Genomic DNA, 13,025 nt, shown 5'->3' on the forward strand with positions numbered 1-13,025 from the left:
TTTGGCGAACTCCAGATTCGCGCGCATTGCCCAATATTCGGAAAACCGGAAGCGAGCCGCTAAAGATTCTTGGCTTGCGGTCGATAAATCGAATTCACCGTGAACATTCGCGTCTCGCGGCGAACCTCGAACACTCCGATCGCAATGAAACTTTCCGCTTTCCCACGCCTCGTTTTCCTTGCAAGCATAGGTATCCTCTCCGGTTGCGCGGCTTCAGGCAGCCGGACCGCGGCATCCTATCATCCTGAAACTGAGGCCCGGGTGCGTGTCTACTGGGGATCGACTGCCGAGTTTTTCTTTAATACGAGCTGTGTGCCGAAGCATGATCCAAACCGGCTTACGGTATCGCGTCTGGGCTTTTCGAGTTTCGTCAACAAGACCGTGGGAATGCCCGTGCCATCCGATGCCATCGCTTACTTTAACGAATACATCGTTCCGGCCGACCAGCCGCTGACCGTTCGCGCGGTAATGGTGGCCCAAGTCATGATTGGCACGAAGATATACGCGGAGAAATTCCCCAGGGAAGCTAGTACCTTCGTACCTCAGCATGGGCACGACTATGAAATTATCGTGCAACCTGTTAATGACGACACTCAAATTTCCGCTCGCGAACTAGTGGAAACCGACTCCATCGTGTCGACCAAGCCGTTCGACATCACCCGAACTCATGTTTGCCAGTAGGCGGCCATGGGTACATCATGCAAGCGGCATGAATTCCCGCCAATCGCGAACAGCAAGATGCCGTGAGGCCTGACGTTCGAATGTCAGCGTAAGACCCTAGCCGGCGTCTGCAAGTTTAGACTGCGCTCCTGACTGCGCGTCCTCCGATCTGCACGGCGCCATCCGTGTATCGGGCGAGAACTGTGCATGGCTGGCCGAGTGCGTCGCCTTGCAAGAGCGTGATGCTCCGCTCGAGCGAAGCGGCCAACGCGCCTGCCGCGACGCCCGTTGCGGCATCTTCGAAGCGCGGCTCCAGGTGATTGAAATTACGACCCGCGTAAACACCATCTTGAACGCGGCAGTACACGTACATGCCGGAAACGCCCTGTTTGCGGCTCCAGCTCGTGATGCCTTCGAGATCGGGGTGTAACGCGTTCAGCACCGATTGATTTGCCACTTCGACCAGCAGCTTTGCGCTGCCCACGGAGGCGAGGCGCGGTGTGCCTATCAAGTCGGCCTGCCCGGTGCGCAGCAGCCGGGCCGTTTCCGCGAGGTCAGCGGGCAGTGTCGAGCAAGGCTGCGGCTTCACGCCAATGAAAATGCTTTCGTCAGCGCGCTCGATCTCGAGCACCTGCCGATGCATGCTTGTGACGAACTGAACTCGTCCAGTACCCGGATGCTGCTCGAAGAAAACCGCGCTCGCCGCGAGCGTTGCATGCAGGCAAAGCGGGCTGCGGGTGTGTGGATAGTAATAGTCGAGCTGCATGTCGCCAGCGGCATTTGCTTCCACGAACACCGTGGCGTTTGCGTCCTGACGACGAGCGAACGCTAGCCGTTCGTGCTCAGCCAGCGCGGATTCCTCGACGACGATCGCAGCGTTGCCGCTCGTGTTATTGCGGCCAAAGCAAAGCATGCGATGGGTTTTCATAGTCGGTCGAGACGAATCAGATGAGCTCAGGGTAGAGCAGAATACACCTCGCCATCGACACAGGCGATTCGCTTTACCAGCTATACCGGTAACCGACCTGCGCAAACACGGTACGACGATATTCGCCGCTGAAGTTGTGCGCGTATTTCACGTTCGCATAGCCTTCCGAACTTTTCCCGAAGCTGCCCGTCATGCCGACGCCGAGGTCGTACCAGGTCTTGCCCAGTTCGTTGTCGAACGACGTGCCGCCGACCGTTGTTTGTCCTGGCGAGAAAAAGTCGTGCAATACGTCAGCGGTGAAATAAGGCGTGAGAGTTGAGGTCTTCGAATCGTTGCTCAGGTTTGCCTTGAAGATGCGGAAGCCGATGCGGCCGCGCAAACCGTTCGTCGTGTTCGAGCTGATGTCCGAGATGCCGTCGTCGAAGTGGTTCAGATGCAGGTATTGATAGAGCAGTTGCGCTTGCGGTTCGATCGCCACGCCCGTCGAGCCAAGCGCCAACGGCTTGCCCACTTCTCCAGAAACACCTGCGCCGAAACCGTTCTGGCTGCCGCTGTCACCGAAGATGTCGCCGTAGCGGTTCTGGTAATGCGTCAGTTGCCCGACGCCGTCGAAATAGCTGCCATCCGGCAGGTACTTCGTCCAGTAGCCGCCAATCGATTGCGCCTGCGTTTCGACGCTGCCTGTGCCATCGGGTAATCCCGCAAAACTTCGCACGCTGTCGGCGAACGTCGCGGACGTCGACCCGAAGCTCACGGTTGCGCCCGCATGCGTGCTGCCGCCGTTGGCGTTGCGCGATAGCGTCCAGTCCTTGCCGAACTCCGCGAAGAACGTGCGCTCGTCGGCTGAGAAGCGGTTGCCGGTATCGGCATCGACGTTCTGTCCGCCGATGCGCCCCCACACGCCGTTGCTGTGCGCGGGCTGAGCGGCGTCGAGGCTGGCAACGTCGCCGACACGCTCATGCAGGCGGCCGAGCATCGCATAGCCGTAGTCCGCGTTGAGCAGCGGCGTGACCGTATAGCCCGCCACAGCCGGGCGGTAGGCAATCGGGCCCGTGGCTGCGGCTGAGGTGGCCGGCGGCGCCGTCGTCGAGCCCGGGGCGCCGGAATCGGCGGCTGTCTGCTGTGCGAATTGCGAGCGCAGGTACCAGTCGTTTGCGTCCGTCGCACCACCCTGGAACAGCAGGTATTGCAACGCGCCGGTCTGAATCGGTGCGGCCAGATGGAAACTGTTGGCGGCCGATGTGCCACCAACCTGCACAAGCTGGATACCATCGCCGACGGTTGCTGCGCCCGAACCCGACTGATTGACCTTGATCGCCGTCGTGCCACTAACGTTACCGCCCACAACGAGCCTGTCGGTCTGCGATGCGGCGCCGCCCTGGTTTAGCAGGGTGTTCAGCACAACCTGGCCGTTCGTACCCGTGTAGTTACCAGCCACATTGAGCACATTGCCGGCCTTGCCCGTCGACGACGCAAGATTAACGATGCCCGCATTACTCAGATCGCCGCCGATGTTTAACGTGCCCGCGTTGCTCGCGGCAAACGCAGCCAGCGCGTTCCCTACCGCAATCGTGCCGCCGTTGTTCACCGCGCCCGACACGGTGCCGTAGCCGCCAAGCGTCGCACCGGCCGCGACAGTTGTGAGGCCGGAGCCAATGCTTGCGTTAGTGTGCGCCGCATCGCCGACGGCGAGCGTGCCCGCCAGCACATTCGTGCCGCCCGAGTACGCGTTTGCGGCGGTGATAATCGTCGTGCCCGTGCCAACCTGGTTCACCGAACCTGTTCCGGTAACGAGATTGTCGAAGCTGAACGCATCGCTGCGATCGAACGCAAGCGTGCCGTTATCGGTCACGTCGCCGATGATGCTGCCGCTCGTGCCGCCGTTACCGATCTGCAGCGTGCCTCGCTGGATCGTCCATGGCGTAGCGGTCGTGCCGGTACCGGTCAAAGCCCAGGTACTCGCGCCCGTCTTCGTGAAGGTATTGAAGTTCTGATACTGCGCAGCGGCGCCGATCGAAGAAATATCGAAGACATCGTTTGCGTTGCCGCCCAGAATCAACGCATTGCTGGTCGACGCGGCATTGGCAACAACGTTGCCAACGATTACCGATCCCGCGTCCAGCTCGAGCGTAAGTGCACCCGTTCCACTAGTGAACTGGATCGCATTGGCGTGGCCGGCGCCGGCCTGAATGGTGCCGCTATTCGTCAAACTGAAGGCGCCCGAACTGACGATGGCAGCGGCATCATTTCCACCGATGAGCGTCCCCGAGTTGGAGATGACGTTGGAGCCATTTATGCTCGCCCGAATCTGGAGCGCCGATCCGCCTGCGAGCGTACCCAGCAAATCGGAGCCGCCGCGAATCGTGCCATCGTTGGTTAGTACCACACCGCCGATCGTGCCTAGGGAAACGCCGGACGCACCACCGCGCCCATTGCCGTTTCCACCCTGGATCGTCCCGTGGTTGGTCAGATTCACAAATCCGTTTATCGCCATTGCCATACCGAGGCCGACTCCGGCATTGCCGGTGGCGCTGAGGGCCTCTCCTCCGGTGATTGTCCCGTTGTTCACGAACACGCCTCCGGACAGCGACACGGCGCTACCTCCGTTGCCGGATACGCTGGAACCCCCGGTAATCGAGCCGTCGTTGGTGATCGTTTGGTGTATTACCGACAACGCATTACTGCCGCTTGTGCTGCCTGTGCCGTTGGTTCCCTGGTATGTGCCCAGAAGCGTCACAAGTGCGGTGTTCAGTGTTGAGCCTCCCCAACTGAACAGTCCCACAATCGGGAACGCGCGGGCATCGATGGTCATGCCTTGAACCGGCCCGGGAAAAAACGTGATGTTGGAGCCGGAGTTGACGAGGTTGATCTGTGCTGTCAGCACGACCGTCGATCCCGCGGGATCCTGAATGAATGCCTGTTGAAGCGTGGCAGCGCTGTCTGCCGTCGGAACAGGAACGGTCTGGGCCAGCGTGGTCTGCGGGAAAGCGGCGGCAAGCGCCAGCGTAAAAGCAGAAAGTGCAAATTGCGTTTTGTGAAATTGCGAAGCTTGAAACCGGTGCGCGCGCTTTTTCATTCTCGTTCTCTGACGTGGACGGTACCGCGCGGACGGTAACAAGAATGGCTTGCAGCGATTGTGAACTATTGTGAATTCCCGGCGTGCGCCAAGCGTGAGCCCGAACAAAAGTGCTGGAGAGGCCGTACCGATGTCCCGTGTGGTCAGTGCGCTCGCGACCACGACTCGACCCAAATGAGCCGTTCGAGCATGAAATTGAAGAGGACGAACTTCATCCTCCAGTTGCAGCTGATTAAAGTTTATTCATGCCGTCGCCGACGGCATCCGCAACAAGGATTCACCATGTCACGCCTCTCCCTCCATCCTCCCCGACACCCGCACTGACGAACCGCTGAAGTCTGCGTCGACCATTCCCACCTTCCCCGGCCTCCGGCTATGCGGGGATGTCGTCCTTTTGCCCAGCCATTCATCGATATCTCTACGGCCCATCGGCCGCACGATAAATACAATTGAAGGAGACAGTCATGTCTTATTTCACAGTGTGTGATTGCATCATCATTTTCCCGATGGCACTCGCCGGCGCGCTTTTGTTCAATGCAATACCGTGCAACTCGGCACTCAAGTTCAATTCGCTACGCGTGCTAGGCGCATTGCTTGGCGTCGCATTTACGGTCGTGCTGGTCCAGGGTCTGCCTACGATCGCTTAGTGGCGCGCAAGGTCCTCAGGAATCCGTAGATCGCATGCCGCGTGATGATCCGGTTCGGCTCACACGACATCCATTGCGGCATTCGCAGATCGCATCTGCTCTTGCGCATAGCGCGTAGGCGACATGCCAACATGGCGGGTGAATGCGACGCTAAAGGTGCTTCCTGAGCTATAGCCGACGCGTTGCGCCACCTCGGCAACACTGCACTCGTTACGCCGCAGCAATTGCCTCGCCATTGCCATGCGCCACGCGAGCAGGTATTCAATCGGCGCGACGCCCACCGCGCGGCTGAATCGCTCGAAGAATGCCGAGCGCGACAGTGCCGCTTCTTTTGCCAGCTGCGCAACGGTCCACGGCTGTGTCGGACTTTCGTGCATTCGTCGTATGGCGAGCGCGAGGCGTTCGTCGGCGAGTCCGCGCAAAAGCCCGGGGGGCGCCGCTGCGCCCGCAGTAGAGCGCAGCGCCTCGATCATCATAATCTCCAGCAGTCGCGCCAGCACGACATCTCGCGCGGGACGTTGCGCGCGCGATTCGTCGATCACTAACTGCACGAGCGTGGCCAGCCGCTTCTGCGCGCGAATGTACACAAGTTGCGGAAGAAGCGACACGAGCAAGGCCGCGTCGGGCGAGCCGAAGGCAAAGTGGCCCACCAGCAGTCGAACGTCAGGCGGCCCGCTTTGAATGCCGACTCTGAATTCGCCGGCGGACAGCTGAACGGGCGCGGTATCGAAGTCCTTCGATGTCACCCGCTTAAGGCTCGACATCGTGAAGTCATACGCCGCGGGAATCAGCACAAAGTCGCCTTCCTCGAGGGCGATTGGCTTCTGTCCGACGACTGCAAGACGGCAGGAACCTTCGAGGATCACACAGTAAAAGGGCTGTCCGATTTCCGAGCGGCGGACACCCCACGACCCCGCACCGTTGACGACCTTTGAGAACCGCGCGCCGGGTTGGAGCAGCGTAACCACTTCCGCCAAGGGATCGCTCATGATTGGACTCTCGCAAACAAAACATGGACGTTCGATTGTAGCAAGTCCGGCTGTGGCGGCTTATCGTTTCGGTTCCGCAATCAACCCGCAGGGTCTCCTAATGAAAACCGTCCTGATTACCGGATGCTCATCCGGCTTTGGCCTCGAAACCGCCCGGTATTTTCTCGATCGCGACTGGCAGGTCGTCGCCACCATGCGCACGCCGCGCGACGATGTGATGCGGCGTTCCGAGCGTCTGCGTGTGCTCGCTCTCGACGTCACCAACCCGGACAGCATCCGCCAGGCGGTGCAGGCCGCAGGGCCGATCGACGCTTTGGTCAACAACGCGGGGATTGGCATGCTGGGTGCGCTGGAAGGCACCTCGATGCAAGTCGCTCGCGAGGTCTTCGAGACGAACACGTTTGGGACAATCGCGATGACGCAGGCGGTGCTGCCTCAGTTCCGGGAACGCAAGGCAGGGGTCATCGTGAACGTCACGTCGAGTGTGACGTTGAAGTCGCTTCCTTTGTTGTCTGTGTATACGGCAAGCAAGGCAGCAATAAACGCATTCACCGAGTCTCTGGCGCTGGAGTTGCAACCGTTCAATGTGCGCGTGAGCCTGGTGCTGCCCGGCCGGGCGCCGGAAACGTCGTTTGGCGCAAACGCGCGATCCCGGATGCAGGGCAATTCCCCGGAGGCGTACGCCGCGTTCGCACAAAGTGTCTTCGCGGGAATGGGGCAGCCGTCGTTAATCACGCGGGCGCTGGATGTGGCGGAAGCAGTGTGGCGTGCGGTGAACGACGCATCGTGTCCAGTCCGCGTTGCCGCTGGCGCGGACGCCGTGGCGTTGGCCGAGTCGTGCTGAAAAACCTGAGCGCCCTTCGACCGTCGATCCGTTTCAGTCCTCGACCGGCGGAAATGCGCCTTCCGACAACGTCTTGATCAGCCTCAAGCGACGCCGTTCCAGGTCCGCGATCTGACGATCGATGGCTTCGAGGCGTTGCCGCTGGACATCGCTGATCTGATCGCATGAGCGTGCGCCTTCGATCAGCAGCATGCAGTCCGGAAATCCGCGAATATCGTCGATGGTGAAACCGGTCGCGATCATGCGCTGAATCTGCTTGACCTGAGTGACTGCCTTGTCGGGGAACATGCGGTAGCCATTGCTCGCACGCGCCGAGGCGAGCAGACCGTGTTCGTCGTAGTGCCGGATCGATCGCACGCTGGCGCCAGTGCGCTGCGCGAGTTCTCCGATCGTCAGCAATTCCTGTGAGGGCATCCCGTTCATGAAAAGTACATTAGCACAAATCGCTTGACCCTCACATCAGCGTGAGGGTTGAGACTGCGTGGACTGTCCACTTTTTGAGGAAGGCTCCATGCAGGCCCGAATGCTTTTACATTGGCTGTTTGCCGCGGTCTCGGCGGTCACACTGTTCACGTCCGTCCCCGATGCGGTCGCTGCTTCTACGACCTATACGGTTACATCGACGGATGGGGTAAAGCTGGCGGTTCAGGAGAGCGGTAACCCCAACGGCCCTGCGATCATTTTCGTCCACGGTTTGCTCGGCAGTCGTTTGAACTGGGAAGCGCAAGTGCAGAGCCCCGAATTGCGCCAATACCGGCTCATTACGTACGATCTGCGCGGACACGGTCTGTCGGACAAGCCATCAGGCGCTGCGCCGTATCATGATGGACGCCGCTGGGGCGACGACCTCGCGGCTGTGATCAAGGGCTCGCACGCGCAGAGACCGGTGGTGGTGGGCTGGTCGCTTGGCGGAGTGGTGATCTCCAACTACCTCGCCACGTATGGCGACCGCAACATCGCTGGCGCCGTGTACGTCGATGGTGTGGTTGAACTGACGGCTGATCAGATCGTCAACCATGCGCAGGTCTACGGGGACATGAATTCTCCAAAGCTGAAGACGCATCTGGACGGGGAGCGCACCTTCGTCGGACTGTGCTTTAACCGTCAGCCGGATGCCGACACGTTCGACCGCCTGCTTGCCAATGCCGCGATGGCATCGTGGGACATGCAAAAAGAGATTCCGACGATGACGGTGTTCGCCGCTGAGGGGCTCGGAAAAGCGCGTGTGCCGCTGCTGTTTATCTATGGCGGCCGGGACGCACTGGTCGATACACATGCGACGCTTGCCCGTGCGACGGCGCTGAATCCACACATCGTGAGTGAGGTGTACGCCGAGTCGGGTCATGCGCCTTTTATTGAGGAACCCGATCGTTTCAATCGCGATCTGGCCAGATTTGTGAAGTCGGCGTCCGGGCGATAGACCGATCACCGGTTTGATACCGAGTTTCACACCAGCGGCCCTGGGGCGACCCGGGGCCGTTTCATTAGCTTCGCAATCTATGCAGACATCGGTGCGGTTCGCGCACTGCCAGGCGACATAAAACCTATTAGAAGAAGCCGAAAGTTCGATTCATCGTTTTGCAATGATTAATGGCTAATCGGTCGAGCCACCGTCGCATAGCCGCTACCAATACAGACGTATCGAACAATCCTTAGCCGCAAGGTTCTTGAGTTCTCATTAAACGAAATAAACGCGACAGGGAAATGCATGGTGACTGACGTCACAATTGTTCACTTTGCCAACGCTCGATTTCAGCTACGTTTTGCAACGACGCGTGGTTCCAAAGATTGAAGTTTGACTGAAAGAGCGACTGCTACGCCCGCTCGTTTTGCAGTCGATCGTGCGCAGTTCCAGCTAAGCACGCTATGCATAGCCCCGTGCGTCAAAGACGTTCGCCTCTCCCGGCCTAAGCCATGTCTTTCAAATGAGAACGCTCAAACATGATCACCCAAACTGTTTTGGACTTGTTCGATATTCGGGTTAGCTCGTCACCAGATGCAATCGCTTTAGCAAGTGGACAGACGATCCTGACGTACGGCGAGCTCGCGGCGCGGAGCGATGCAGTTGCTCACTTTCTGCTTGAACAAGGCGTAAGTAGCGGAGCGCTGGTTCCCATTGAAGCGACGCGCTCAATCGACTATATCGTGGCCATCATCGGTGTCCTGAAGGCGAATGCGGTATACGTTCCAATTGACTACAAACACCCCAGTGAGAGGAAGAAGCTCATTCTCGAGCAAAGCGGATCGTCTATCCTTCTGAGCACTTCCGGTGAGCACGACGACTGCGCGAGTGAAAGCTTCGACAAGTGGATCCGCGTGCACATCGCTTCGCTATCGGCGAAGGCACCGGCGAACAAGACTTCGTTGCCGGCGCGCCCGTCCCCCGCAGAGCCTATCTACGTCATTTTCACATCGGGCACGACCGGTGTGCCCAAAGGTGTCGTTGTCGAGCACCACGCGGTGGCCCGTCTCATTCAATGGCATAACGACAAGTTCGAGGTCACGTCGAATAGCCGTCATACGTTGATGGCTGGGCTTGGTTTCGATGTCTGCCAGTGGGAAATCTGGTCGCCGCTCTGCGCGGGCGCGACCTTGCATGTGCTGGACGATGAGAAACGGTTGGATATCGGTTTGCTGACGGATTTCTATCGCGAGAACGGTATTACGCACGCGTTCGTGCCGACCGTGATGGTCCCCAACGTGGTCAACGCCACCCGCAATCGCGCCAGCTCGCTAAGGTACCTGTTCACGGCGGGTGAGAAGCTGAAGCCAGTCGATACCGAAGGCGTCTCCTATTCGCTAATCGACTATTACGGGCCGACGGAGGCCACGATCTTCGCGACCGTTCATCACGTACCCGGTTCGGCGTCAGGAAAGCCGGACTCGATTGGCCGCCCGGTGACGGATACAGAAATACTGATTCTCGACGAGCAGTTCAAGGAACGGCCGCGCGGGGAAGCCGGCGAACTGTTCATCGCCGGCTCATGTCTTGCGCGCGGTTACCTGAATAACGACGGATTGACGCGCGAGAGATTTGTTCCGCACCCCAGCCGGTCCGGAGCACGCATGTATCGCACGGGCGACCTCGCACGGTGGCTGCCGGACGGAACCGTTCAATACCTCGGCCGCGGCGACGAGCAGGTGAAGATTCGCGGAAACCGTGTCGAACTCGGCGAGATCGAGTCGTTTCTTGCGACTCAGCAAGGTGTCGACAAGGTGGCCGTTATCGTGACAGGCGGGGACGCCGATCTCACGAGAGAGGTGATCGCTTATCTCGTCACTAACGCGGCCACAAGCGCGGCGAACAACGGGACGAAGGGCGAAGCGCCTGGCGCGTTTGCGCAGGTTGTCGAATCGATCAGGGCAAACGTGCGGGCGCATCTGCCGGATTACATGAGACCGGCGCGCTACATCGAACTGCTCGCCATGCCGCTTACCGTGAACGGCAAGACCGACAAAGCCGCATTGCGCGCGCAGTACACCTCAAGCGTGGTAGCGCCGGTCGACGGATACGCAGACGCGAATTCCATGGAGCGGCTGGTGTTCGACGTCTTTCGCACGGTGCTGGAACACGGCGACTTTGGCCGCCGCGACAGCTTCTTCGACATAGGCGGACATTCCCTGCTGGTTGCCGAAGTGGTCATCACGCTCGAGGAACGGCTCAACACCAAAGTCTATATTCGCGACGTGTACCAGCATCAGACGGTGACCGCGCTTGCCGCGCATCTGCGGTCGAGGATGCAAATGCAAACGGAACTGCCCAAGATCGACGGCGAGCCCATTCACGAGTTACGCAACGATATCGAGCTGCCGCCTGCAATCGTGCTGAACAAACCGTTCGACATCGAACGGTTGAAGCAGCCGCGTCATATCCTCCTGACCGGTACGACCGGCTTTGTCGGCGCTCATTTGCTTGCCGATCTGCTTGCGACGACCGAGGCGATCATCCATTGCCCGGTGCGCGCTGCCAACGATGCCGAAGCAAGATCGAGAATCGACGACAAGCTTTCGACTTACCGAATCCAGATCGAGGACCGTAGCCGGGTCATCGCGCACGCTGCCGATCTTTCGCTCGCCGGCTTCGGCATGGCGCATGGCGACTACCTCAAGCTGTCCAGCGAAGTCGACGTGATCTATCACTCCGCCAGCGCCGTCAACTTCATTCAGCCTTATTCATACATGAAGAAGGACAACGTAGACGGTCTTAAGCAGATCATCTCGTTTGCCGCCAACGACAAGCTGAAGGCGCTGGTTCTTCTGTCGACGATATCCGTCTACAGTTGGGGCCATCTGCACACCGGCAAGACCGTCATGACGGAAGAGGACGATATCGATCAGAACTTCCCCGCGGTCCTGACGGATATTGGCTATGTGCGCAGCAAGTGGGTAATGGAGAAAATTGCCGACCTCGCCGCCGCGCACGGGCTGCCGCTCATGACATTCCGGTTGGGCTACGCGACGTTTAACAGCCGCACGGGACTGAGTGCGAGCTATCAATGGTGGGGACGTCTCGTCGAAACGTGTATCAAGTTCGGCGCGATACCCGACCTGCACGATCTGCGCGAAGGTCTGACGACCGTCGACTATATGACGCGCGCAATTGCCCATATTTCAAGGAACCCGGCGGCTCTGACGAAGAAATTCAACCTGATTCATTCCGACAAAAACAATCTCACGTTGAAGCAATTCTTTGCGTTGCTCGAGCCTCATGTCGGCGTGAAGTTCGACGTCATTCCGTTCGCGCAATGGCTGAGCAACTGGAAGGACAACCGCGACGCCCCGCTTTATCCGTTGCTGAGTCTGTTCCGGGACAACATGTACGACGGGCGCTCCACGGTAGAGCTGTACCAGGATACCTATCGTTGGGATTGCAAGAACGTGACGAACTTCCTCAAGGGAAGTGGCATTGAAGAGCCGCGATTTAACGAAGAAGAACTGACCCGGTACCTTGAGAACTCGATCGGCTTCGTGGCGGCAACGTCCTAGGCTAGCGAGAAGTCAGCTTGTGAGGCTGAGCCCGGTAGTCGGGATCAGCCTCAAAAACTGCCAGTCGTCTTCGGGGAAATACATTCAACACATTGGCCGGTGCATCCAATGCGACGCATACACACTGCCTGGAATAAGCCAAACCGATCAAGCGTCTTTACGTAGATCAGCACACTCCACGGAAGTCACATGAATCTGGCCGTCTACGCACATGCGGTCTCATGCCACTGCTGCACATAGCCGGGCGTACCGGTCGGTGCGGCATCGGCTATCGGCGTCAGCGGTTGCAACGCCAAAGGCAAGACGCCGGCCCACACCTCGCGAGTCATATCGGCCTCGTCATCCTTCGGTCCGCCCGTGCGTACCTTCGCCGCCGCTTCGTCGATCGCGACACGCAGCACGGTGGTCGCGGCAAGCTCGTTTGCGTCTCCGGGCCGCACTTCACGCGAACGTCCCGGCGCGATCTTCTCGACGAACGTATCGAGGGCCGAGGCCTTCGCCGCGCCTTCCACGATTTCGCACACGCCGTAGATGACGGCGGACCGGTAATTCATCGAATGATGGAACGCCGAGCGCGCGAGCACCAACCCGTCGAGGTGGGTGATCGTGATACATAGCTGGGCGCCGCGCGCCGCCAGCTTCAGCATCCGGCTGCCATTGGAGCCGTGTATGTAGAGATGATCGCCTTCGCGCCAGCATGCGGTGGGAATGCAATGCACGCCGTTTTCGTCGGCAAACGCGACGTGACACACATACGCTGCGTCGACGATCGCGTACAGCGTCTCGCGGTCGTAGCAGCCGCGTTGCGCGACACGGCGCACCCGCGTACGTTCGGACGGCGGGGTGGCGTCGATTGTGCTCATCTTCCGGTTCTCCAATCATCAATCGGGATGGT

Annotated in this window: 10 protein-coding genes; 5 read left to right on the plus strand and 5 right to left on the minus strand. The window is 59.4% G+C overall.

The genetic code is table 11. The features are described 5' to 3' along the window. Positions 1-99 precede the first annotated feature (99 nt). Positions 100-681 carry a hypothetical protein gene (locus KZJ38_RS25385; protein ID WP_246641997.1) on the plus strand — a complete coding sequence of 194 codons (582 nt, stop codon included), beginning with the start codon at positions 100-102 and terminating at the stop codon, positions 679-681. A 115-nt stretch (positions 682-796) separates the two neighbouring features. Here the strand turns inward: KZJ38_RS25385 and KZJ38_RS25390 are convergent, their stop codons facing one another. Both KZJ38_RS25390 and KZJ38_RS25395 read right to left on the minus strand, forming a co-directional pair. Continuing rightward, positions 797-1,693 carry a PhzF family phenazine biosynthesis protein gene (locus tag KZJ38_RS25390; protein WP_246641998.1) on the minus strand — a complete coding sequence of 299 codons (897 nt, stop codon included), beginning with the start codon at positions 1,691-1,693 and terminating at the stop codon, positions 797-799. Beyond that, positions 1,662-4,664 (minus strand): autotransporter family protein, encoded by a 3,003-nt coding sequence (locus KZJ38_RS25395; RefSeq protein WP_219802533.1) that lies wholly within the window; start codon positions 4,662-4,664, stop codon positions 1,662-1,664. Before KZJ38_RS25395 ends, KZJ38_RS25390 begins: the two co-directional genes overlap by 32 nt. Positions 4,665-5,128: 464 nt before the next feature. On the opposite strand from KZJ38_RS25395, the gene KZJ38_RS25400 reads away from it, so the two are divergent. Beyond that, a complete protein-coding gene (locus KZJ38_RS25400; RefSeq protein ID WP_219802535.1) occupies positions 5,129-5,311 on the plus strand; it encodes a hypothetical protein in 183 nt (60 codons plus the stop codon). 59 nt (positions 5,312-5,370) lie between these two features. On the opposite strand, the gene KZJ38_RS25405 is transcribed toward KZJ38_RS25400, so the two are convergent. Next, positions 5,371-6,300, minus strand: a complete 930-nt coding sequence (locus KZJ38_RS25405) for an AraC family transcriptional regulator (protein WP_219802536.1) — start codon at positions 6,298-6,300, stop codon at positions 5,371-5,373. 100 nt (positions 6,301-6,400) lie between these two features. Between KZJ38_RS25405 and KZJ38_RS25410 the strand changes: the two genes are divergently transcribed. Beyond that, positions 6,401-7,144: an SDR family oxidoreductase gene (locus KZJ38_RS25410; protein ID WP_219802538.1), complete on the plus strand. Its 744-nt coding sequence runs from the start codon at positions 6,401-6,403 to the stop codon at positions 7,142-7,144. 33 nt (positions 7,145-7,177) lie between these two features. Here KZJ38_RS25410 and KZJ38_RS25415 read toward each other — a convergent pair whose 3' ends face one another. Beyond that, positions 7,178-7,567, minus strand: coding sequence for a MerR family transcriptional regulator (locus tag KZJ38_RS25415; RefSeq protein WP_219802539.1), 390 nt, complete (start codon positions 7,565-7,567; stop codon positions 7,178-7,180). A gap of 88 nt (positions 7,568-7,655) precedes the next feature. Here KZJ38_RS25415 and KZJ38_RS25420 point away from each other — a divergent pair, with 88 nt between their 5' ends. Further along, on the plus strand, positions 7,656-8,564 hold the full coding sequence (locus tag KZJ38_RS25420) for an alpha/beta fold hydrolase (RefSeq protein ID WP_219802541.1): 909 nt from the start codon (positions 7,656-7,658) through the stop codon (positions 8,562-8,564). A 521-nt stretch (positions 8,565-9,085) separates the two neighbouring features. After that, on the plus strand, positions 9,086-12,130 hold the full coding sequence (locus tag KZJ38_RS25425; RefSeq protein WP_219802543.1) for an amino acid adenylation domain-containing protein: 3,045 nt from the start codon (positions 9,086-9,088) through the stop codon (positions 12,128-12,130). Positions 12,131-12,333: 203 nt separating this feature from the next. Here KZJ38_RS25425 and KZJ38_RS25430 read toward each other — a convergent pair whose 3' ends face one another. Next, positions 12,334-12,993 (minus strand): pyridoxamine 5'-phosphate oxidase family protein, encoded by a 660-nt coding sequence (locus KZJ38_RS25430; RefSeq protein WP_219802544.1) that lies wholly within the window; start codon positions 12,991-12,993, stop codon positions 12,334-12,336. Positions 12,994-13,025: the final 32 nt, after the last annotated feature.

It is taken from the genome of Paraburkholderia edwinii (assembly GCF_019428685.1).
Lineage (GTDB): Bacteria > Pseudomonadota > Gammaproteobacteria > Burkholderiales > Burkholderiaceae > Paraburkholderia > Paraburkholderia edwinii.